This is a genomic window from Sphingomonas azotifigens NBRC 15497 (genome assembly GCF_002091475.1).
GTDB lineage: Bacteria > Pseudomonadota > Alphaproteobacteria > Sphingomonadales > Sphingomonadaceae > Sphingomonas > Sphingomonas azotifigens.
In genome coordinates this window covers 1-21,577 of record NZ_BCTR01000043.1, presented here as the reverse complement: position 1 = coordinate 21,577, position 21,577 = coordinate 1, and the positions used below count along the sequence as shown (strand labels likewise).

Here is a 21,577-nt window from a genome sequence, read left to right as displayed (position 1 = left end):
CGGAACGGGCTGAGCGCGCGGGAATACCGCCGCGTGCCGCGGCGGCCCCTCCACCATGTGCTGCGCACATGGTCCCCCTCCCCGTGCCGGGGAGGAATTTTGGTTACAGCGCCGGCTTCCAGTCCCAGCCGAGCGGATCGCCGTCCATCACCTCGATCCCTGCCGCCGTCAGATCGTCGCGGATCCGGTCGGAACGCTGGAAGTCCTTCACTTCGCGCGCCTGTTTCCGCTCGACCAGCAGGTCGGCGATGTCCGCGGGCGTGATCGTCGCGCTCTTGGGCTGCAGGCGCAATTCCTCGCGGGTCAGCTCGGAAAGCCGCAGCCCCAGCACCTTGTCGAACTCGGCCAGCGTCGCCAGCCGGTCCGCCGGAGACGTGCGCTTGTCGGCCAGCAGCTCGTCGAGCACCGGCAGCGCCTTGGGCGTGTTGAGATCGTCCGACACTGCCGCGTCTAGCTTTTCCAGCCACGCCGCCGATGCACTGCCTTCGCCTTCGGCGCGCGCCTTGAGCGCGGCTACCGTCATCACCAGCCGCTTCAGCCGCGTCAGCGCCGCGGCGAGGTTCTCAGCCGAAAACTCCAGCTCGCTGCGATACTGTGCCTGCAGGCACAGCAGGCGATAGGCGAGGGGGTGCACCCCTGCGTCGATCAGTGACTGCAGCGTGGTGAACCCGCCCTTGGACTTGGACATCTTCCCCTGGCGATCGACGAGGAAATTGTTGTGCATCCAGAAATGCGCGCCGGTATCGCCGCAGCCGCAATAGGCCTGGTTCTGCGCGATCTCGTTGGGGTGATGGATCTCGCGATGGTCGATGCCGCCGGTGTGGATGTCGAACGGGGCGCCGAGATACTGGATGCTCATCACCGAGCATTCGAGATGCCAGCCCGGCGCACCCTTGCCCCATGGCGAATCCCATTCCATCTGGCGCTGCTCGCCCGGCGGCGACTTGCGCCAGATCGCAAAGTCCTGCGGGTGGCGCTTGCCGTCGACCGGATCAATCCGGCTCTCCGCGGCATCGTCGGCGGCGCCGGCCAGACGGCCATAATCGGGCACCGTCGTCACGTCGAAATACAGGCCCGAATCGAGCTCGTAGCAATGCTCGGGCGCGATCTTCTCGGCGAAGGCGATCATCTGTTCGATGTGATCGGTCGCCACCGACCATCTGCTCGGTTCGGTGATGTTGAGATCTGCGATGTTCTGCTTGAACGCGGCGGTATAGTGCGCGGCGATGTCCCAGATGCTCATCGCCTGGGCGCGCGCGGCGGCTTCCATCTTGTCGTCGCCGGCATCGGCGTCCGAGGTGAGATGGCCGACATCGGTGATGTTGATGATGTGGGTGAGCGGATAGCCCTTCCAGCGCAGCACCCGGCTCAGCGTGTCGGTGAAGACATAGGCGCGCAAATTGCCGAGATGGGCATAGTTGTAGACCGTCGGCCCGCACGAATAGACGCGCACGCCCTTGTCTGGGTCGAGCGGCTGGAACGGCTCGAGCGAACGGGACAGCGAGTTGTAGAGCGTCAGCGGAGCATCATGCATGGGCTGCGCATAGCGAACAAAATGCCGCGGACAAACCCGGCTTGATGGGCCCGGCTTGATGGGCCCGGCTTAGTCCGCGAGCGCGACAGCCTCGGCGATCGCGGCGTTGACCATCGCGCTCCAGATGCGGGCGGGATCGTCACCGGCGGCGCGACCCGCCGCGATCATCGTCGCCGTCGGCTCGCGCAACGTGCGGAGAACGGCGAGCGCGCGGTCGGTCTCGCGCGGCCAGATCGTGTCGACGATCTCGCTCACCGGTCGGCCGAGTTCGCCGGCGCCCTCGGCATTGGGGCTCAGCATTTCGGCGGCGATGACGCGGGCGATCCGCTCGATCGGCGAGGTGGAGGCGATGCTGGTCATCGCTCAGGCCGCCAGCGGCGGGTGCGCGGGGCGGGCGTTCAGCGCGCTGCCGCCGACGGCACCGTGGTGGAGCGGCAGGGCCGTGCCGCAGAACGCACATTCTGCCGTCATCCGTCCGACCATCCAGTGCGACTGCCCGCAGCCCGGGCAGGGGTTGGTCTCGTGCGGCCGATAGGCGGGGCGATAGCCGGTCAGGGCGCGGCGGATGCCAAGATCGTACATTCGAGCGGTTCCCTCCAGTGGACCAGAAGAACGTTTCCCAAGTGTCATGGTTCCGCTGGCATGCACATGGCGGACTGTCCCGCTTCGGGCCGAAAACTGCCTGAACGCAAGCTAACGAGTGCATTCAGGCTTGGAACAGTCGATTTGTGCGAATCAGGTTCCAGACGGCGGCACAAGCGCCCCGCGAGGAGACGAGGACATGAAGAAGTTTCTGATCGGCGCCACCATGGCAGCCACGCTGATGACCGGTTCGATCGCTGCGACCCCCGCGGCCGCGCAGGACTGGGGCTATCGCGACGGATACAGCCACTATGATCGGTACGATCGTGGCGAATATCGTGATTATCGCGACTATCGCGAGGTCCGGGACTATCGCGATTATCGTCCGCGCTACCGCAACTATCGTCAGCGCTGCAGCGACGGCACCACGGGCACCATTCTGGGTGCGATTGCCGGCGGTCTGCTCGGCGGCGAGATCGGCCGCGGCAGCTCGGGTCGTCGCAGCGGCACGGGGCTGATCCTGGGCGCCGGCGCCGGTGCGCTCGCCGGTCGCGCGGTGGATGGCGGGGATTGCCGCAACGGCCGCTGAGCCAGCCTGACCTGCGCTTTCGGAAGGGGCGCCCGCTGCACGGGGCAGCGGGCGCCCTTCTTATGTCGAGCGCAGGGCCATGCCGCCCGCGTGCATCTGATCATAGTACGACAAAAAGCACCGCTGTGTGACAAGCCTTTGATTGCATTGGTGCAGTAGGCCTCAGAACACCCGCCGAGCCGTCAGGATGCACCTGAACGTTCGGCGCACGCTATCCATGAGGTCTGCCCTATGCATCCGATCCTCTTCCTGGCTGCCGTGGCGTCGTCTGCGACGGCCCCCGCGCCGCAAGAGGCCGCCGCCCGGCCGCTGCAAGTCTTCAAGATGCAGCTCGGCGGTTTCACGGTCACGGCTTTCGGCGACGGCGTCTTCGAACTCCCGACCGACCAGCTGCTCGTCGATCCCAGGCCCGGCGAAGTGGCCGGGCTGCTGTCGCGTCAGCATCAGCCGGTCGTCCAGCCGACCTCGGTGAATGCCTATCTCGTCGACACTGGGCACCGGCGCATTCTGATCGACAGCGGCGGGGGCTCGTATTTCGGCCCCGCGCTCGGCCAATTCCCGCAGGCGCTGAAGGCAGCCGGATACAAGCCCGAGGACATCGACGAGGTCCTGATCACCCATGTCCACGCCGATCATATCGGCGGGCTGGCGGCGCAGGGCGTGCGGACGTTCCCCAATGCGGTAGTCCGCCTCGCTGCTGTGGAACAGGCGTTCTGGCTCGATCGCGCCAATGCGCAGAAGGTCGATGCGTCGGTGCGCGCAACGTTCGACGCCGTCGAAGGATCGCTGCGCCCCTATCTCGCGGCGGGCAAGGTGCAGGGGTTTGCCCCCGGCGCGACGCTGGCGCCGGGCATCACTGCCGTCGCACTGCCGGGGCACACGATCGGCCATACCGGCTATCGCATCACCAGCCGCGGCAAGACGCTGCTGGTCTGGGGCGACGTCATGCACGTAGCCACCGTGCAGCGCATCGATCCGGCGATCACGATCAAATTCGACTCAGACCAGATGCAGGCGCGGACCACGCGGGTCGCCATCCTCGGCGAGGCGGCACGCGACCATGCGCTGGTCGCCGGCGCGCACCTGGCGTTTCCTGGCATCGGCCGGTTCGGCAAGGTGGGCGGCAGCTGGACTTGGACGCCGATCGCATCCTCGGCCTCCAAGGCGGTCGCGCCGGCACTGGCCGCCGGCGCGGTTGCCAAGTGAAGGCGCTCGCTGCCGCCGTGCTGATGGCCGGCCTCGTCGCGTTTCCTGTTGAGGCGCAGACCGTCCCCTCGACCCCGCCGCCGGCCCCGCCCCAGGCATCGCCGGGCGGCATCTGGCCGCCGCGCCAGGCGCCCGGCTATTACCGCTTCGAGCTCGGCGACTTCGAGATCGTCGCGCTGCTCGACGGCACCCACCCGTTCCCGGCGACCGAATTGGCGGTGGGTGCCAAGCCGGGCGAGGTGGCCGACCTGCTGGCGCGGAATTTTCTGACCTCGCCGGTGGAGGGCGGGTTCAGCGCGTTTCTTGTCCGCATGCCGGGCAAGCTGGTGCTGATCGATACCGGCGCCGGGGACCTCTATGGCCGCGACGGCGGGCTGCTGGTCGCCAATCTCCGCGCGGCTGGCATCGCGCCCGAGCAGATCGACGAGATCTATCTCACCCATCTCCACCGCGACCATGTCGGCGGGTTGCTGATGGGCGGGAAGGTGGTCTTCCCGCGCGCGATCGTTCGCGTGGCGCAGGTCGAGGCCGATTTCTGGCTGAACGACGCCAATCGCAGCAAGGTGCCGGCGTTTCTCGGCTCGATGTTCGACGGCGCCGAGCAATGCCTCAAGCCCTATATCGCCGAAGGCCGCTTCAAGCCCTATGCCGAGGGCGAGGCGCTGGTTCCCGGCATCACCGCCATTGCGGCGCCGGGGCATACCCCTGGGCATCACCAATATCTCGTCGAGAGCCGCGGCAAGGCGCTGCTGGTCTGGGGCGACACGGTGCATGTCGCGCCGGTGCAGCTGCCCGATCCGCACGTCGCGATGAAGTACGACACCGATCCGGATGCGGCGGTGCGGTCGCGCGAAACCGCATTCGCGGCGGCGGCCGACAAGGGTTGGTGGGTGGCAGGCGCACATATCGCGTTCCCGGGCCTCGGTCATGTTCGTCGGACCGCACCGGGCAGCTACGCCTGGGTTCCCGCCAACTATGCGCTCAACCGCATGCCGCAATGAGCGGGATGGAGACAGTGATGACCCGTTTGCCTCCGATCCCGCCCGCCGATCTGACCGACGCCCAGCGCCCGCTGTTCGATGCGATGACGGCCGGCGTGGCCGCCAAATATCAGAGCTTCACCACAGTGCGCGAGGACGGCGCGTTGCTCGGGCCATGGAATGCGTGGCTGCACGATCCCGAGATCGGCACCGCCTATTGGGGCGTCACCCAGGCGCTGACCGCCGCCAAGCGCATTCCCGATCCGGCGCGGCAGGTCGCGATCCTGGTCGTCGGCGCCCATTTCGGCGCGGCGTACGAGATCTATGCGCACGGCGCCGTCGCACGCGACGCGCACGGCATGTCCGCGCGGCGCATCGCGACGCTGGCCGCCGGCGAGCGCCCGGAAGATCTCGACGAGGATGAAGCGATCGCGCACGACGTTGCCAAGGCGCTGCTGCGCGGCGGCCTGCTCGCCGATCCGCTCTACGCCCAGGCGCTCGCCCGGTTCGGGCAGGCGGGCACCAACGAGCTGATCTATCTCGTCGGGCATTATTGCTTCGTGTCGATGACTCTCAACGGCTTCGGCATTCCGGTCCCCTGAGCCTCACGCCGCGTTGGGCAGGCGGATGCGGAAGATCGATCCGCCGCTCGGCCGGGGAACATGGTCGATCGTGCCGCCATGGTCCTCGACGATCTGGCGGCAGATCTTGAGCCCCAGGCCCAGCCCGCTCGCCTTGGTGGAGTAGAAGCCTTCGAACAGCCGGTCGCGATCGGCGGCGGCGATTCCCGGGCCGCTGTCCTCGACATCGATCTGCACCGCCGCTTCCTCGGCCCGCGCGCGCACCTTCAGCGCCCGGTTCCAGCATTGCGCATCCGCCATGGCCTGGGCCGCGTTGATCAGCAGGTTGATCAGAACCTGCCGCAGCTGCACGCCGTCGGCGCGGACCGCCGGCAGGTTTCTTGCGATATCGAGCAGGACCGTCGCCTGACGGGCGGAGAGCTCCGGACGCAGGAAGTCGACGGTTTCCTCGATCAACGGCCCCAGCGCGCAGCGCTCGCGCGCTTCGGAGCGGCCGGCCGCCAGCTGGCGCAGCCGTGCAACGGTATCCTCGGCCTTGGCGCCGCCGAGCACGATCATGTCGAGGCACTGCTCGACCTGCTCCAGATCCGGTTGCGTCCGGCGCAGCCAGCGCAGCGCCGCCTGGGCCGAGGCGAGAATGACGCTCAGCGGCTGGCGCACCTCATGGGCGATGGTCGCCGTCATCACGCCGAGCGTCGACAGGCGGTCGGCATGCGCCATTTGCGCGCGTTGCTGCTGCAACGCCTGCTCGGCGGCCACCTGGTCGCTCACATCGAGCAGTCCGAAGGTGATGTGGCCCGGGGGATCGGTCGGCTCGCGCCAGCTGGTGTAGAGGACATGAACCGTACCACCCGGGACCTTCATCGCCAGCTGCGCTCGAAAACACCCCTCCGGGTCTTCGAGGGCGTGCAAGGATTCCGCCAGCTGGCTAGCCTCGGCGAAGGGCCAGAGCTCGGCGGCGGTGATCGGCAGCGCACTTTCGCCGATGCCGAGCAGCTTGCCCGCGCGGCAATTGAGCGCGACGAGCCGTACCTCGATCAGCAGCCGCCGCAGCAGATCGTCGCGTCGCGCCTCGGCGAGCCCGCGCTCGGCCAACGCCTCGAGCAGCGGGGCGGCGGCGCTGGCGTCGAGCCTGCCAAGCGCCAGCCCCATTGCATTCACGGCGCGTTGCGTTCCCTCGAAACCACCAGCCATCGATCGGTCAGTCCGCGATGAACTGCAGCAGATCCTGGTTCAGCTGGTCCTTGTGGGTGAACAGGATGCCGTGCGGCGCGTCCGCATAGACCTTGAGCGTGGCGTTCGGGAACAGCGCCGCCGCCTGGCGTGCGGTGGCATTGAAGGGGACGAAGGCATCGCGCTCGCCGTGGATCACCAGCACCGGCACGTCGAACCGGCCGATGTCGTCGCGATAATCGGTCTCGGCACAGGCGGTGACGGCGTCGTGCGCGGCTTTCAGCGAACCCTGCAGCGCCATGTGGTGGACGTGGGCGAGCCGGCCTTCGGACACCTCGTCGGTATCGTTGCCGGTCGAGAAAAACAGCCGCGCGAAGCCGCGCAGGAATTCCGCCCGGTCTTCCATCAGGCCGCCGCGGACATTGTCGAACACCACCTGCGGCACGCCGTGCGGATAGTCCTCGCTCTGGCCGAGCTTGGGCGTGGTGGAGCCGATCAGCACCACCCGCGCGACCCGCGCCGAACCATGGCGGCCGACATACCGGGTGACCTCGCCGCCGCCCATCGCATAGCCGACGAGGGTGACGTTGCGCAGGTCGAGATGGTCGAGCAGCTCCGCCAGATCGTCGGCAAAACTGTTGTGGTTGTAGCCGTCCCAGGGCTGGTCCGATCGGCCGAAGCCGCGCCGGTCATGGGCGATGACGCGATAGCCCTTGGAGGCCAGGAACATCATCTGGTTTTCCCACATGTCGCCGTTGAGCGGCCAGCCATGGGCAAAGACCACCGGTTCGCCCTGGCCCCAGTCCTTGTAGTAGAGGCGCGTTCCATCGCGCAGGTTCAGCATTGGCATAATAGTGGATCACTCCCGCTCGGCGCCTGCAACCTAGCCTCGGTTGGCGCGCGGTACCCGCCCCGATCGGGGGGCTCCGCCGAGCACGAAAGGGTGGAGCGGCTTCGGATCGCCGCAATTCAGGCGACGATGTTGCGGAGGATGCCGATCCGCTCGATCTCGACTTCGCAGACGTCGCCGGGTTGCATCCACAGCGGCGGCGTGCGGGCGAAGCCGACGCCCGCCGGCGTGCCGGTGACGATCACGTCGCCCGGCTCCAGCGTGAACGCTTCGCTGAGCAACGCGACGAGTTCTGCCACGTCGAAGATCATGTCGGCGGTCGAAGCATCCTGCACGACCGCGCCATTGAGCCGGGTCTGGAGCCGCAGGCCGCGGGCGCCTTCGGGCAGCGCCGCGGCAGGGACGAAGGCAGGGCCGAACGCGCCGGTGCCGTCGAAATTCTTGCCCATCGTCCATTGCGGCGTGCGGAACTGATAGTCGCGCACCGATCCGTCGTTGAAGATCGAATAGCCGGCGACGTGGCGCAGGGCGTCTTCGCGCGCGATGTTGCGGCCGCCCAGGCCGATCACCGCCACCAGCTCGCCCTCGAAGTCGAAATCCTGCGACTGCGCCGGGCGAACTAGCGGCGCGCCATGGCCGATCAGGCTGGTGGCGAACCGCGCGAAGATCGTGGGGTAGGTGGGGACGTCGAAATGGCCCTCTGCGGCGTGATCGACATAGTTGAGGCCGATGCACACGATCTTGCCGGGGTTGGGGATCGGCGGCAGGATCGACACCGCGTCGATGTCGATCGCGGCGGCGCTGCGGAACTCGGCCATCGTTTCCATCAGGTCGACGCCCGAGGCGATCAGCGCCGGCAAATCACCCGGATAGGCAGGATCTGCCGCGTGGACGGCGCGATAGCCCTCACCCGTGTTGACCGCGAGGCCGAGGCCGCGCCCATCCTGGAAACGAACGATCTGCATGGGAGATACTCCGCTGCGGCTCAGGCCCAGTTCGCCTTGCGCGAAGTCTGGCCGATGCCGGGGTTGAGGCTGTTGGTAGGATCGAGCGCGCGGTAATGCGCGGCAAGCGGCGGCTTGGCGGGATACAGATGGCCGACATTGTGCTCGGCCGGATATTCGGCGCCCTGCGCGTCGAGCAGCGCCAGCATCGCGTGCTCGAACGCGACGGGATCCTCACCCCGCTTGAGCAGATAGTCGCGGTGGAAGACGTGGCAGAAGAAATGCCCGCAATAGCTCACGCCGATGATCTTCGCGGCGAGCTCGGGCGGCAGCTGCTCGTTCCAGTTGGCATCGTTGCGGCGATGCGCGACGTCGAGCGCGACGAAGTCCTGGATCTCGTGCCGATGCAGCGCGCGGTAGCGGATCGTCGCGCCGGCGACGGCGAACCGGTGGAGAAAGGCGCGCTCGCCTTCGTCTTTGGTGCATTCGAAATGGGCGCCGCTCGCGCTCGGGAAAGTCTGGGCGAGCAATGCGCGCGCCTCGGCGATGCCGGCGCCGCCCATGCGCAGGATCAGGTGATGCTCGAACCGCTGGTCGAAATCGCGCATGCGGGCGGGCAGGTGGCGCGGGAGCAGGTCCACCACCGCCTGCATCAGCCGATCCGATAGGTCGTGCGGCACCCAGCGATGACGGGCGCAGAAAGCGTCGAACCGACCCTTCAGCGCGAACAGCCGGGGTAGCTGCTTGGCGCCGAAATAGCGGACGGCGAGGAACGTGTCCTTGCCGTAGCGCTCGGTAAGGCGGAAGGCCGAGCGGTGGATATACTCGCCCTGGATCGGCAGCGCGCCGAAGCGGGTGAGGATCGTGCGGCGCAGCGCAGTGAGCTCGGCGGGATCGTTCGTGCCGATATAGAAGTCCGCCGTCTCGGCGTCGCGCGGGAAGGTATCGAGCCGTACCGCGAAGACGACGAGATGGCCGCCGCTGCCCGCTGCCTCGAACAGGTGCCGCGGATCGTTGTTGAACCGCGCGGGCGTGTCGGCATCGACCTGCCGGACATGGTCCTGATAGCCACGGGCCGAACAGACGCGCTCGGCATCGTCGACAATCTCGTCCTCGCGAATGTCGCCCTGGTCGAGCCGGGCGAGAATCGCCTCGGGATCGGTGCCGAGGCAGACGCCGAGATGGTTGACCAGCGCGACGCTGCCATCGGCCTCGATCCGCGCGTAGAGCGCCATCTGGGTAAAGGCCGGGCCGCGATGGATCAGCGCGCCGCCCGAATTGTTGCAGATGCCGCCGAGCACCGAGGCGCCGATGCACGACGAGCCGATCCGCGAATGCGGCTCGCGGTCGACCGAGGCGGTGAGGTCCTCGAGTTCGAACAGGCGCGAGCCTGGCAGGCACAGCACCTGCGTGCCGCGGCGGATCAGCTGGATGCCGGTGAGCCGGGTGGTGCTGACGATCACGATCGGCCGGTCATAGTCGTCGCCGTCGGGCGTCGATCCGCCGGTGAGGCCGGTGTTTGCGGCCTGCACGATCAGGATCACCTTCGCCGCCGCGCAGGCGGTGACCACGCGCCAGAGCTCGACCAGGCTGCCCGGCAGCACCACTGCCAGCGCGCTGCCGCTGCCGAAGCGAAAGCCGGTACGATAGCGTCGGGTGCGCTTCGGATCGGTGAGCAAGTGGCGCGGGCCGACGGTGCGGGAGAGCGTGGCCAGCAGCGCGGCGGTGTCGTGTCCGGCGGGGCGGATCGTGTCGTGAGCGGTCATGTCCTAACCTTGCCACCCCGCAAGAAATTCCAGCAAGTGAGCGCTAACCGTTTCGGGACGTTCCTCGTGCGGTAGATGGCCGCACCGCTCGATGGGGATCGCGCGGAGATCGTCGGCCATCTCGGCCCAGACCTTGGGCATGTCGAACATCTTGCCGACCGCGCCGAAATCCGCGCCCCACAGCGCCAGCGTCGGGCAGGCGATCTTCACATCGGCGTCGACCAGGTCCTGCGCGACGTCCTCGGCATTGGCGCGATAGTCCGCCATGGCGCCGCGCACCGCGCCCGGCGCGCGATAGGCGCGGACATAGGTGTCGAACGCCTCGCCGCTGATCGCCGAAGGGTCATAGGCCCAGTCGGAGAAGAACCAGCGCAGCCACTGCTCCTCCTTGCCCGCGATCAGCGTCTCGGGAAGGTCGGGGATGAGGTGGAACAGGAAGAACCAATAGGCCTTGGCGATCTCCGCGTTCAGCTCGCGTGCGACGATGCGGGTGGGGACATTGTCCATCACCACGAGCCGGTCGACCCGCTCGGGGAAATCCTTGGCGAAGCGCGTGGCGACCCGCGCGCCGCGATCATGGCCGACCAGCGCGATGCGATCGATGCCCAGCGCGTCGAGCAGCGCGGCAAGGTCCCGCGCCATGGTACGCTTGTCATAGCCGCTGGCGGGCTTGTCGGTCTCGCCATAGCCGCGTAGGTCGGGCGCGATGATGCGGTACAACTCGCGCAGTACCGGGATCTGGTGGCGCCAGGCGAAGTTGGTTTCGGGGAAGCCGTGCAGCAGCACGACCGGCGGCCCTTCGCCGGCATCGATATAGTTCTGGCGGATGCCGTTCGCGCGAAGCGTGTGGCTGGCATAGGCGGTCATCGAGCGAAATCCTTGCGGAGGCGAAGCCGTGTTTTGGCAGCAGCAGGGTGCAAGGGATTGGCGTGAAGCGCGATCTTTTGTCGGTTCCGGACATCCGTGGTGGCCGCGGCGTCGGCCGCAAACGCCGCCAAAAAGCCAGTGCAATCGACAAGCCGCCACGCCTCGCTTTCCGCTAGCTGCAGCGGCTTTGCCAGGAGAACTTCGCCGATGACCGCCACCAGCCTACTCACCCCGCAGGATATCGCGGTGCTGATCGTCGATGCGCAGGCGGGCCTCGCCTTCGCCACCGGATCGGCGGATCGCCAGACGGTGCGCGGCAACCTCGTCGCACTCGCGCAGACCGCCAGGGCGTTCGACGTGCCGGTGATCGTCAGCACCTCGGCCACCAAGGTCTATAGCGGCCCCTTGATGCCGCCACTGCGCGCCGTGCTGCCCGATGTGGTGCCAATCGAGCGCCGCAACATGAACCTGTGGGAGGACGAGGCCGCGCGTGCCGCGGTGGTCGCCACCGGTCGGCGGACACTGATCGTCGCCGGGCTGCTGACCGAAGCCTGTGTGAGCTTCCCGGTGCTCTCCGCGCTTGACGAGGGCTATGCCGTTCGTGTCGTCACCGATGCCTGTGGCGGCCTGACGCCGGCGAGCCACGAGGCCGCCGTGCAGCGGATGGCGCAGGCGGGCGCGGTGCCGACCTCGTGGCTGCAACTGCTGCTCGAACTGCAGCGCGACTGGACCCGCCACGACACCTATGAGGCAGCGCGCAGCGTCGTCGTCGAGCATGGCGGCGGCTATGGCATCGGCCTCGACTATGCGCGGGACATGATCCACCCATGACCCGGCGCCAGATCGTCGGCACGCTCCACGGCGTCGCCATCGAGGTCGCGGCATGGGACGGCAGCGCGGCGGACGTCGACCTGTCCTGCGCCTGCATGTTCGCCAGCGAGCTTGGCGGCGGGCCGCCGGTCGGTGGCCTCGCGCATCTCGACCGCGCGCTGGATGGGCAACTGCTGCACCTGCGCACCGAGGGCGTCTTTGCCGGGCAAGCGGGCGAGACGCTGTATCTGGATCGGCTGCCGCCTGCGGTGACTGCACGCGCGCTGCTGATCCTCGGCATGGGGTCGCCGGACGGCTGGCGCGCGGCCCAGCTCGCGCCAGCCGTCCGGGCAGCGGTTTCAACCGCGCTGGCACTGCGGGTCGGCACCGGCGCGCTGGCACCGAGCATGCTCGATAGCGGGCTCGGTCCCGATCAGACCGGCGGCGCCCCGGCCGCGATGGTGGAGGGGCTTGCCGCGGCGCTGGCGGTGCACGCACGTGTTCAGGCCGTCGCGCTGGTGCGGCCCCGCACGCTCACCCGCTGGACGTTCGACGTCGGTGCCGCGCGGTTCGAGGGTGCCGTCGCCGCGTTCGGCGCGGCGGTCGCCGAGCACCAACCTGCAGGAGCGTGACATGCAACAAACACCACCGCCGCCCGTGATCGCCTCCGAGGTGCGGATCGTCGATCCGGCGGGCACGCCACGCATCGTGCTTTCCGCCGCCAATGGCGCGCCCTCCATCGTGCTGATCGGCCGCGACGCCAAGCCCCTCGCGACCGTCGCGCTGGACAAGGACGATCGTCCGTCGATCCAGCTCGCCAATCCTGTGCCGGGTGCGCCGAGCGCTTCCCTGGAGATCGACGACAAGGGCGCCCATGTGAAGTTCGATCGCGCGGGCGGCGCGTCCTCCTATCTGTTCCTCAACAATGCGGGCACCTCGGGCGTGGTGCTGATCGATGCCAAGGGCGTGCGGCGCGCCAGCGTGCTGGTCGCGCCGAGCGGCAAGGTCAGCGTCGAGGGGACGGGCGGGCACTGACGGCGCCGTCCAGCCGCCGGGTCCCGCTGCCGGTCGGCGGCGTCTAGCCGGCGCCTTGCATCCGCTGGTCGACAAAGGCCTTGAAGTCCGCCTCGAAGCGCGCCCGGGAAAAGGCCGAGGCATGGTTGCGGATCGCCTGCGGGTCGAACCGATGCGCCTCGCGTTCGAAGCGCAGGATGGCGTTGCACAGGCCCTCGACGTTCTGTTCGGCGAACAGGATGCCGGTTGATCCGTCGATCACCGTGTCGAGCGCCCCGCCCTGGGCGAAGGCGAGTACCGGCCGCCCGCTGGCCATCGCTTCCACCGGTGCGATGCCGAAATCTTCCTCGCCGGGCATCAGAAAGGCGCGGGCGCTGGCATAATGGGTCTTCAGCTCGGCAAAGCTGCACTGACCGACGAAAAGGGTGTGCTTGCCCGCGCGCTGCTGCAGGCGTTCGGTTTCCGGCCCGGTGCCGGTGATGACGAGCCTGCGGCCCAGCCTCTCGCACGCGTCGATCGCCAGGTCGATCCGCTTGTAGCCGACATGGCGGCCGGTGATCAGATAGTAGTCCGCCACCTTTTCGGAGATCCCGAATTCATCGACCTCCACCGGCGGGGCGATCACGACCGCGTCGCGCCGATAATATCGCGCGATCCGCTTCGCCACATGGTGCGAGTTGGCGACGAACGCGTCGACGCGGGCGGCGGACAGAAAATCCCACATGCGCAGCCGGGCGATCAGGGCGGACATCATCCAGCGGACGAGCATTCCCGATTCGCGCCGATATTCGGGGAACTGGTCCCAGAGGTAGCGCATCGGCGTGTGGCAATAGCAGACATGCGTGGCACCTAGCGGCACCAGCACGCCCTTGGCCGGCCCGGATTCGCTGGAGATGATCAGGTCGTAGCCGCTGAGGTCCAGGTTCTCGAGCGCGCCCGGCATCAGCGGCAGCAGCTTGCGGTGGATCCTCGTCGCGCCGGGGATCTTCTGCAGATAGCTGGTGACGATCTTGCGGTCGCCGCACACGTTGCGCGCGACCGCCGCATCGGCGATCAGCGTGAACACGTCGGCATCCGGATAGATGTTGAGCAGTGAGCGTATCACCTGCTCGCCGCCGGCAACGCCGACGAGCCAGTAATGCACGATCACAACCCTGGGTGGGCGCTTCGTCGCGTCAGCGCCGGTGGCGCGCGCGGCGAGGTCCGTTGCTTCAGGCATGCACCATATCCCCTGTTTTGATGAAAGTTGCGCGGCGCGGCGTTTGGCGCGCGTGAGAATGTCGAGCGCTGGCTCGCGCGTTACGATCGCCGTGGCGCGTAGATGGCCCAGACGGTGCGAAGCACCGGGACGCGGTTCGCCACCTTGCCAGCCGGTCCGAACCGAAGCGCCAGCAGCAGCCCTGCATAGGCGATTCCCCCCGCCGCGATGAACAACAGGGTGTGGGCCGGGTCGTGCAGCGCGCGCAGCGGGTATAGCAAGGCACCCATGCCGATCGCCGCGGCGGTGATCTTCAGCGTGTCCGCACTCACGAAGGTGATCGGCATTTCGCGCTTGGACAGCGCCAGGCTTACCGCGAAGGTCAGGAACTGCGCGACCACCGACGCCAAGGCCATGCCCAGCACGCCCCATATCCGCATCGCATCGGGCGCAAGGAGGAAGGTCGCGATCAGCGTGATCACCGGCGGGACGAGCATCAGCTTCATCCGCTTCCTGATCTGGAACGTCATCGCCAGCTGAAAGGTAACCAAGCTTCGCAGCAGCGTGGCGATCCCGAGAACGGGCAGGATGCGCGTCGCCGACTCGCGATAGGCCTCGCCGAGAAGCAGGTCCGAAATCCCCGGCGCGAGGACCGCGATGCCGATCGCCGCCGGCAGGCCCAGCCCCAGCTGGAGGGTGAAGCTGCTTTGCAGCACGCGGCCCGCTGCCGCATTCCCGTCCCTTTCAAAGGTTCTGACCAGCGTGGGATAGGCCGTGAGGTTGATCGCCATCATCACGAAGACCAGCGTCTTCTGGAGAAGGTCGGCCGGCGCCATGTACTGGCCGATCGCGGCCGTCCCGAGCACCGCAGCGATCAGGAACCGGTCGACGACGCTCGCACCATAGGTCAGCGCGCAACTGGCGATCAGCGGCGAGCCGAGGCGGAAGGCGGCAAGGACCTCCGATCGCCGGGCGCGCCAGGGGCGCACGCTGTGCCAGAAACGGTCCAGTACCATGCCGGCGACGAGCACTGCCGCCTGCGCGATCACCGTGCCCCATAGCGCCCCCATGGCGCCGTAGCCGAGGCCGACGACGAGCACGGTGCCGGTGGCCAGCGACAGGATGGACCGTGCCACCATCGAGGCAAAATATTGCCAGGCCTCGGTGCGGACGCGACTTACGGTGTTGATCAGCGACAGCCCCATCTCCGTGAAGGCGAAGGCCGTCACCAAGGGAATATGCTCGGCGGAGATGCCCAGCGTCGAAACGCCGCATCCCCAAAGCAGGAATATCATGCCGGTGAGTGCGCAGCAGGACACGCCGTACAGGGCAAGCAGCGCGTTCGCCCGATCGGCGTTGATTTCATACGGCTGATCGGCATCGAACAGGGTCCGCGCCCCGGTCAACCGCAGCCACTCGAACGCGACGGCGCTCAGGAGCAGCGCGGCTGCGGAAACCAACGAGAAGGTGCCGAACGCCGCTGGTTGCAGCAGGTGCGTCCACACGAAGATGGCGACGAAGTTCACGCCACTGGAAATGGCCAGCCCGGCGGTGGTGATGGCCGCGTTCGATTTCAGCGATATTGTCGACATGACACCGGCATCAGGAGACGGAAAGGGGAGGCGTAACGAGCGCTGTCGCGAACCGGGAACGGGGCTCCGTCGAGCACCCCCGACCCATCGGCGATCGGGATCGGTCCGGGCGGGGCATCTGCCCCGGGGTGCATGGCCCACCTGTCGCGCGGCTCATGGCCGCCCCGGTACCGGAATGCGGTAGGCGCTGCGCGGACCGCGCACCCGCGCGCGTTTCCGCCAGCCGAACGTGCGCGCGATCGCCCGAAGGATGCTGTCGCGGCGGCCCAGCTCCCACAGGAAGAACATAGCCATCCCGATCGTCGAGAGCGTCTTGATACCAAGGATGTTCCAGAGATACCCGTCGGCATAGGTCGCATACAGGGAGTTGACGGCGCGGCCCAGCAGCAGCGCGGCAATCCAGTTGGCACGCGCCAGCGATTGCGAGAGCAGCAGCAGCAGTAGCGCGTGGTACAGGGCGAGAAAGGTGGACGCCACGAGCATGCCGGTCACGCCGGTCGTCATCATCAGATACGGATACAGGGAGAAGACAAAGCCGCTGTTCAGCTTCATCAGACCCAGCATATACTCCCAGGACGTGAACTGCTTCATCACGAAGTAGCGGCCGAAATCGGTGCGCACGACGGTCGGGTCCTGCGCGCTGGGCGAAAACCAGGTCGCGACGTCGGCGGAGAGCGTGGCCTGGTCGAACGCGATCGGCCGCGCAAAGGCCTTGTCCGTCTGATACCATAACTGTCCCTGGAGCGCCGTTCGGTTGCCATAGCGTTGTATTGCCAGGTCGAGGTCCGAGGCCGCGCCATAGGCGAGCAGGACGGCCGGGATGGTCAGCGCCGTCATGACCGCGGAGCCCATCACCAGCGATCGAACGGGGATCGGCCGGTCATAGGCGATGTGAACCAGCACCGCCGGGATGCCCACCATGCTGAGGATCAGGACCAGCGACGTGAACTTCTCCCCGAACAGGATCGATGCCGCCAGCAGCCACAGGGTCAGCCCGGTCGCGCGGAGGCGGTAGCGGGGAAGCGCGAGCAAGGCGCCGATGAACGGCACCAGTACCAGACGGTTTCGCATGAATCCGCCATAGAGCGGCGAGTCGACACGACGTTCATACGCGAAGCGATCAATTCCCCCCAGCAGGGGGAAGCCATTCTGCAGACCCACCCAGAGCAGCAACAACGAGCACAGAATCGCCGTGATCAGCAGGGCTTGCCAGATGAAGTTGGCATTTTCCTGCCAGACCGGGCGTGCTGCACGGTACAGTTGCCGCAGACGCGGCCAATAGGCTTCGATTAGGGCCGCAGCGATGCCTAGGAACGGGATGTAGACCAGCAGCAGGCGCGAGAACGCGCCGGTCGCTTCTCCAATCGTCTGGGTTTCGGTCATGAAGGCGCCACTCTCGATCGCCGCGCCGGAAATGAACTCGGTGATCCGCAGTACAATCAAAGGTGCGAAAAAAAGGAACGTTGCCGGTGATGTTTTGAGCATGCCGAAGCACAGGGAAATAAATATTCCGAGGCTCGTGTAGGACCATAGGGCCGACGGAAAAATATATGCTGCTATAGAGTTTGCGCCTGCGATGACGAAATGACCGGAAAACATGAAGAGATAGGAGCTTTGGTTCTTGATGCCGGCCCGCCTACGTGTACCGCGCGCGCGATGTCTGATGCTAAGCGGAGTGTGCTGTCCAAGGCGACGTTGCGCGGTTAAATTCTGTTTATCCGTCATCGTCCGTCGCGATCATATTGCCGTTAGTGAAGGTTGCCACAACATAGAAATCATCACACGACGTGTGCCTGTTGTCAATTAACCCGGTTTTTGGGTTTATTTCTATTTTACCGCCGGGATGGTGCGCGCTATCTTGATGCGCCAGAGATATTTTTGTTTAATTTGCTCTGAATGATCCGGTCTTGTAGAGCGACTGTTGCATCAGGTTCGGAGCGCTTTCTGGCGCGCGCCTTGTCGCATCGTGGTGCGCTGGGCAGTCGCGAGGCGGCACGGAAGCGGGGGCCTGAGATATGTCTGCTGTGAAAGGGAGCTTTCGGCGCATGGTCGTTGCCGTGCCTGTGATGGTGGTGTTGGCGGTAGGCGGGCTGGATGCCCCGGAGCCCCAGGGGATCGCGCCGCAATGGCGCACGCTGGCGACGGCTGCGCCGGCAAGCCCGGTCGCGGGCGATCCGGACGTGCTCCGCGAAAACTGGGTTGCGCCCGATGGGAGAGCCGCATCCGTCGCGGTCGCGCTGCCCCGCGCGAAGCCTGGTGGCCTGGTCGTGCAGGTGGTGCCGGGTGGGAACGATGCTGCTGCGATCGAGGCCGCGGCCGCCCGGCTGCGCGCGGCGGGCGGGGGCGTGCTGGCGATGACACCGGGCCTCTACCGCATCCCGGTTACCCCCGATCGCGCGGGCGTGACCCTGCAGGGGCTGCGCGACGTGACCATCGCCGGGAACGGCGCCATCGTCCAGTTCGATGGCTGGGGGCGGGGTCTCGTCATCCGCAATTCCAGCCGGGTCGCCGTACGGGGGCTTTCGTTCGGCTATACCCAGCCCGCGGTGCTTGCCGGGACCGTCCGGCGAACTGCCGCCGCGACGCTGCTGGACTTCGATGACGGCCAGCAACTTCCAACTGCCGGCGCCCAGGCCTACCAGCTTTCCGTGCTGTTCGGCGCGCAGGGGCTCTATGGCGGCGGACGCAGCCGGTACATCTTTTACCGCGATCCGCGTGTGCTGACCCCGGCGGGCGGGCGGCGCTATGCAATCGAGGGTCTTCCCGCCCAGTTGCCCGACGGCACCCGCGTTGCAGTGAAGCTCACCGCCTATCTCGGCTCTGCGCTGGTCGTGGGAGACAGCCCCGGTCAGCCGGTCTCCAACGACATCGTCTTCGACCATGTCACGGTTCGCAACAGTCCGGGCATGGGTCTGTTCGTCGAGCGCATGGGCCGCGGACTCGCCGTGGTCGCGTCGCACTTCGGCGTGCCGGGGGCCTCGGCGGCGACGATTGCCTATGACGGGCTGCACGTCAGCGGGGTGGCGGGCGACATTCTCCTGCGCGACAACCAGATCACGCGCACCGGCGATGATGCCATCAACCTCGCAAGCCCGTTGTTCGAGGCATCGGCGACACCGCAGGGGCCCTTGACCGTCCGGCTCCGCGGCGGCGGGCTGTCGCCGGGTGCCGAGGCCGCGCTGTTCGACGCCGAGCTCTCCTATCTGGCGCGCGGCACCGTGACCGGCCGAGAGATGGTGCCAGGCCCGGGCGCCGTCGCACATGTGCAAATCGCCGCCTCCGGCTTTCGTGCCGCGGACGTGCGCTATGTCCGCGACCTCGGCCTGCTCGGCAATCGCTACGCCATCGTCAACAATGCCATCGGCGCATGCGAATGCCACGCCATTTTGGCGCAGGGCCCCAACGGCCTGGTGCGGGGCAATCGCATGACGGACATTGGGTTCAACGCGATCAAGGTCGTGACCAGCGCGTTCTGGAAGGAAGGCGCGGGTGCGCAGAACCTGATCGTCGAGGACAATGTGATCGCAGGCACGGGCGAGGATGTGCGCCGCGACATCGTCGCGGCGGCGATCATGGTCTATGCGGAAGGCGCGGGTACGCCGCCCGGCCTGCTGCCCGCTTCCGTCCATGCAGGGCTTATCCTCCGACGGAACCGGATTGCCGGTAGGGTGCAGGGGTGCATCTCGATCGCCAGCGCCACCAATGTGGTGATCGAGCGGAATGCGTGCGGCAGACCGGTCCAGGCCCAGTCCGTGGAAGGCGCTGTCGGCGCGAGCCTGCCCGAAGTGGTGCAAGCTATTGGTGTCAAGGCCAGCCACATGTTCGACAGGTCCGCGGTTTGGATAGACCCGTACACGACGAAGAATATTCATTCGGCTGACAACGCCGAGCAATGAAATGTTGCGGACATTCAATCATCATCGAGGAGAAAGCGATGCGGACGGGCTCCGGCTGGCACGCTGATCTAATGGCCAATTCCGAAGCTAGAGGCGTAAACGGGGCAATATATGCCTGGATCAAGAACCCGGGATTTGCGGTGGTCACCCTCGCGCGTGCGATGCAGCGCTGGCATGCGCGCGGCACATTCGGCAAGATCGTCGCGGGGGTGATCTGGTGGCACATCGTGCGGCGATATGGTTGCCATATCTCCCCCACCGCGCGATTCGGTGCCGCGCTGCGGTTGCCGCACCCGGTCGGCATCGTCATCGGCGACGGCGTCGTCCTGGGCGATGACGTCACCCTGTACCAGCACGCGACCTTGGGTCGGCGAAACGCCAGTCTACCGGGCTACCCCCATGTGCGGAACGGCGTCACCATCTATGCCGGTGCGGTTCTGGCCGGCGCGATCACGATCGGCGAGGCCGCCGTCATCGGCGCCAATGCTGTCGTCGTGCATGATGTCGCGCCGGGAGCGACCGCCCGCGTTCGACCCGCGGACGCCTGATCGGGCATGCAGTCCTGCCGGTCGGCAGATCCACGTTGGGTGCCACCGATTCACGGCATGAACAGGCGCCTTTGGTGGCAGACTGATGCTGTCGGTCGAATCGGAGTATCGAGCGATGTCGACGCCCGGCCCCGATCACATCGGCGAGAATCTCAGGAGTACGGCGCAGCTACCCGATTCGGGGCAAGCGTTGCGGAAAAGCCATCGCCATATCGCATGGTCGCGGGGGCAGATCGCTTGCCTTTCACGCCGCAAGCTTTGCGTTGATCCCCCGCGGCCGGGAAGCTGCTTGCCTCTGGCCGCCCTGATTTCCCGTCTGGTGATCCGCAAAACATCCTAGTTTCATGGATTTGGGCGACAATGGCATCTGTCGCTTGGAGGACCTTGCGGCCATCACCGGACGATGGTGATCATTACGCAGGGCATCAGGTTTGCACGGAGTCATATACGAATCGCCAAAATGGCCTAATTCGGCGTTCCGAGTAAGCAGGTCTTGCGCTAAATACATCTAGTGGAATAACCTGCCTTTTGCCAATAACAATGTGGTTGTGAGGTATCGGCATACCAATATAATAACAGAAACCAGTATTAATTGAAAATTTTTACGTCGTGTTTCTGGTATTAAGTCGCGCGGAGGGGCAAAAGTCGAATTTATAACTCATGATATTCGAAGTTTCGGAGTGATGCGACTAAAGATCAGAGATGTAACCATTATATGGTCGCAATGGTGGTTATGTTGGAGTAGGTCAATGAAAGATGAAAGCGGGTTTGCTGCGGTCGAGTTGGCGACCCAGTTAACGATTGCTTGGTTGGGAAACCGCAATGATCGAGTGTCGGCAGAAGAGGTGCCGGCCTTTCTACGCAGCATGCATGCTACACTGAGCGATCTGGCAAACGAAACCGTCGCCGAAGAAGTCCATCAAGAGCCGGCGCCCGTGGCGGCACCCGAACCGGTGGTGCACGTGCCCGCCGTGTCCGTTCGCAAGTCGCTGGCGTCGCGCGATCACATCATTTCGATGATCGACGGCAAGCCGTATCGCACGCTGCGGCGGCACCTCGCAGCCCATGGCCTGACACCGGAGGAGTATCGCGCGCGCTATAATCTGCGGCCGGACTATCCGATGGTTGCCGAAACCTATTCGGAGCGCCGGCGTGCGCTCGCGCGCGAACTGGGCTTGGGTCAGAAGGGGCGTGCCGCGCGCGACCATGGCGCGAACGCCGTCACCTGGAGCAAGCGCCGCGATACCAGTTGATGCCGTCGGGGCGCCGCTTGCCCATCCGCTCGACCTGGAAACAGGTCGTTCGGCCAGCCTAGGCGGTTGCTCCGGGAACAACCCCTGGATGCGAGATTTTTGGCGATACCCGATTTGCGTCTCAGACATGAGTCCGGAGCAAAAAAGGTAAGAGCTAAGTGTGTGAATTAAGGCGTTTTTTACTGTTACAGTTT

The 21,577-nt window shown here is 66.3% G+C and carries 22 protein-coding genes; 10 read left to right on the top strand and 12 right to left on the bottom strand.

Going from position 1 to position 21,577, the window contains the following annotated elements; genetic code table 11:
* Window positions 1-103 precede the first annotated feature (103 nt).
* The 3 genes from cysS to SAZ01S_RS15275 form a co-directional block, all read right to left on the bottom strand.
* Entirely contained in the window at window positions 104-1,534 is a 1,431-nt protein-coding gene (gene cysS, locus SAZ01S_RS15285; protein ID WP_084583140.1) for a cysteine--tRNA ligase, read from the bottom strand.
* Between the two features lie 69 nt (window positions 1,535-1,603).
* Window positions 1,604-1,894 (bottom strand): hypothetical protein, encoded by a 291-nt coding sequence (locus SAZ01S_RS15280; protein ID WP_084583139.1) that lies wholly within the window; start codon window positions 1,892-1,894, stop codon window positions 1,604-1,606.
* A gap of 3 nt (window positions 1,895-1,897) precedes the next feature.
* Window positions 1,898-2,116, bottom strand: coding sequence for a hypothetical protein (locus SAZ01S_RS15275; RefSeq protein WP_084583138.1), 219 nt, complete (start codon window positions 2,114-2,116; stop codon window positions 1,898-1,900).
* 199 nt (window positions 2,117-2,315) lie between these two features.
* Here SAZ01S_RS15275 and SAZ01S_RS15270 point away from each other — a divergent pair, with 199 nt between their 5' ends.
* The 4 genes from SAZ01S_RS15270 (at window position 2,316) to SAZ01S_RS15255 (ending at window position 5,493) form a co-directional block, all read left to right on the top strand.
* A complete protein-coding gene (locus SAZ01S_RS15270) occupies window positions 2,316-2,705 on the top strand; it encodes a glycine zipper 2TM domain-containing protein (RefSeq protein WP_084583137.1) in 390 nt (129 codons plus the stop codon).
* Window positions 2,706-2,936: 231 nt separating this feature from the next.
* A complete protein-coding gene (locus SAZ01S_RS15265; RefSeq protein ID WP_084583136.1) occupies window positions 2,937-3,911 on the top strand; it encodes an MBL fold metallo-hydrolase in 975 nt (324 codons plus the stop codon).
* The gene (locus tag SAZ01S_RS15260) at window positions 3,908-4,912 is read left to right on the top strand and encodes an MBL fold metallo-hydrolase (RefSeq protein WP_218018093.1); all 1,005 of its coding nucleotides are present in this window, start codon (window positions 3,908-3,910) and stop codon (window positions 4,910-4,912) included. Before SAZ01S_RS15265 ends, SAZ01S_RS15260 begins: the two co-directional genes overlap by 4 nt.
* Before the next feature lie 17 nt (window positions 4,913-4,929).
* Window positions 4,930-5,493, top strand: a complete 564-nt coding sequence (locus SAZ01S_RS15255) for a carboxymuconolactone decarboxylase family protein (RefSeq protein WP_084583135.1) — start codon at window positions 4,930-4,932, stop codon at window positions 5,491-5,493.
* Between the two features lie 3 nt (window positions 5,494-5,496).
* Here the strand turns inward: SAZ01S_RS15255 and SAZ01S_RS15250 are convergent, their stop codons facing one another.
* The 6 genes from SAZ01S_RS15250 to SAZ01S_RS23725 all read right to left on the bottom strand — a co-directional run bounded on the left by SAZ01S_RS15250 (window position 5,497) and on the right by SAZ01S_RS23725 (window position 11,290).
* Window positions 5,497-6,624, bottom strand: coding sequence for a sensor histidine kinase (locus tag SAZ01S_RS15250; protein WP_245824914.1), 1,128 nt, complete (start codon window positions 6,622-6,624; stop codon window positions 5,497-5,499).
* A 49-nt stretch (window positions 6,625-6,673) separates the two neighbouring features.
* Window positions 6,674-7,495 (bottom strand): alpha/beta fold hydrolase, encoded by an 822-nt coding sequence (locus tag SAZ01S_RS15245; protein WP_084583133.1) that lies wholly within the window; start codon window positions 7,493-7,495, stop codon window positions 6,674-6,676.
* Window positions 7,496-7,614: 119 nt separating this feature from the next.
* Window positions 7,615-8,460, bottom strand: coding sequence for a fumarylacetoacetate hydrolase family protein (locus SAZ01S_RS15240; protein WP_084583132.1), 846 nt, complete (start codon window positions 8,458-8,460; stop codon window positions 7,615-7,617).
* A 20-nt stretch (window positions 8,461-8,480) separates the two neighbouring features.
* The gene (gene dld, locus SAZ01S_RS15235) at window positions 8,481-10,205 is read right to left on the bottom strand and encodes a D-lactate dehydrogenase (RefSeq protein ID WP_084583131.1); all 1,725 of its coding nucleotides are present in this window, start codon (window positions 10,203-10,205) and stop codon (window positions 8,481-8,483) included.
* Window positions 10,206-10,208: 3 nt separating this feature from the next.
* Window positions 10,209-11,072 carry an alpha/beta fold hydrolase gene (locus SAZ01S_RS15230; protein WP_084583130.1) on the bottom strand — a complete coding sequence of 288 codons (864 nt, stop codon included), beginning with the start codon at window positions 11,070-11,072 and terminating at the stop codon, window positions 10,209-10,211.
* Window positions 11,069-11,290, bottom strand: a complete 222-nt coding sequence (locus SAZ01S_RS23725; RefSeq protein WP_139810098.1) for a hypothetical protein — start codon at window positions 11,288-11,290, stop codon at window positions 11,069-11,071. The genes SAZ01S_RS15230 and SAZ01S_RS23725 overlap by 4 nt, the downstream gene beginning before the upstream one ends.
* Between SAZ01S_RS23725 and SAZ01S_RS15225 the strand changes: the two genes are divergently transcribed.
* Genes SAZ01S_RS15225 through SAZ01S_RS15215 form a run of 3 tightly spaced genes read left to right on the top strand, consistent with a single transcriptional unit; the run spans window position 11,280 to window position 12,917 of the window.
* Window positions 11,280-11,903 (top strand): hydrolase, encoded by a 624-nt coding sequence (locus tag SAZ01S_RS15225; RefSeq protein ID WP_084583129.1) that lies wholly within the window; start codon window positions 11,280-11,282, stop codon window positions 11,901-11,903. The genes SAZ01S_RS23725 and SAZ01S_RS15225 overlap by 11 nt on opposite strands.
* Window positions 11,900-12,514 carry a M17 family peptidase N-terminal domain-containing protein gene (locus SAZ01S_RS15220; RefSeq protein ID WP_084583128.1) on the top strand — a complete coding sequence of 205 codons (615 nt, stop codon included), beginning with the start codon at window positions 11,900-11,902 and terminating at the stop codon, window positions 12,512-12,514. The genes SAZ01S_RS15225 and SAZ01S_RS15220 overlap by 4 nt, the downstream gene beginning before the upstream one ends.
* A 1-nt stretch (window position 12,515) precedes the next feature.
* Window positions 12,516-12,917 carry a hypothetical protein gene (locus SAZ01S_RS15215; RefSeq protein WP_139810097.1) on the top strand — a complete coding sequence of 134 codons (402 nt, stop codon included), beginning with the start codon at window positions 12,516-12,518 and terminating at the stop codon, window positions 12,915-12,917.
* A gap of 43 nt (window positions 12,918-12,960) precedes the next feature.
* Here the strand turns inward: SAZ01S_RS15215 and SAZ01S_RS15210 are convergent, their stop codons facing one another.
* The 3 genes from SAZ01S_RS15210 to SAZ01S_RS15200 form a co-directional block, all read right to left on the bottom strand.
* Window positions 12,961-14,115: a glycosyltransferase gene (locus SAZ01S_RS15210; protein WP_084583126.1), complete on the bottom strand. Its 1,155-nt coding sequence runs from the start codon at window positions 14,113-14,115 to the stop codon at window positions 12,961-12,963.
* Window positions 14,116-14,195: 80 nt separating this feature from the next.
* The gene (locus tag SAZ01S_RS15205; protein ID WP_084583125.1) at window positions 14,196-15,686 is read right to left on the bottom strand and encodes a lipopolysaccharide biosynthesis protein; all 1,491 of its coding nucleotides are present in this window, start codon (window positions 15,684-15,686) and stop codon (window positions 14,196-14,198) included.
* 153 nt (window positions 15,687-15,839) lie between these two features.
* Complete coding sequence (locus SAZ01S_RS15200) at window positions 15,840-17,411, bottom strand: DUF6418 domain-containing protein (protein ID WP_139810096.1); 1,572 nt, start codon at window positions 17,409-17,411, stop codon at window positions 15,840-15,842.
* Between the two features lie 320 nt (window positions 17,412-17,731).
* Between SAZ01S_RS15200 and SAZ01S_RS15195 the strand changes: the two genes are divergently transcribed.
* The 3 genes from SAZ01S_RS15195 (at window position 17,732) to SAZ01S_RS15185 (ending at window position 21,383) form a co-directional block, all read left to right on the top strand.
* Window positions 17,732-19,582: a hypothetical protein gene (locus tag SAZ01S_RS15195; protein WP_084583123.1), complete on the top strand. Its 1,851-nt coding sequence runs from the start codon at window positions 17,732-17,734 to the stop codon at window positions 19,580-19,582.
* A 38-nt stretch (window positions 19,583-19,620) separates the two neighbouring features.
* Window positions 19,621-20,130 (top strand): serine O-acetyltransferase, encoded by a 510-nt coding sequence (locus SAZ01S_RS15190; protein ID WP_167693180.1) that lies wholly within the window; start codon window positions 19,621-19,623, stop codon window positions 20,128-20,130.
* Between the two features lie 749 nt (window positions 20,131-20,879).
* Complete coding sequence (locus SAZ01S_RS15185; protein ID WP_084583121.1) at window positions 20,880-21,383, top strand: Ros/MucR family transcriptional regulator; 504 nt, start codon at window positions 20,880-20,882, stop codon at window positions 21,381-21,383.
* Window positions 21,384-21,577 lie beyond the last annotated feature (194 nt).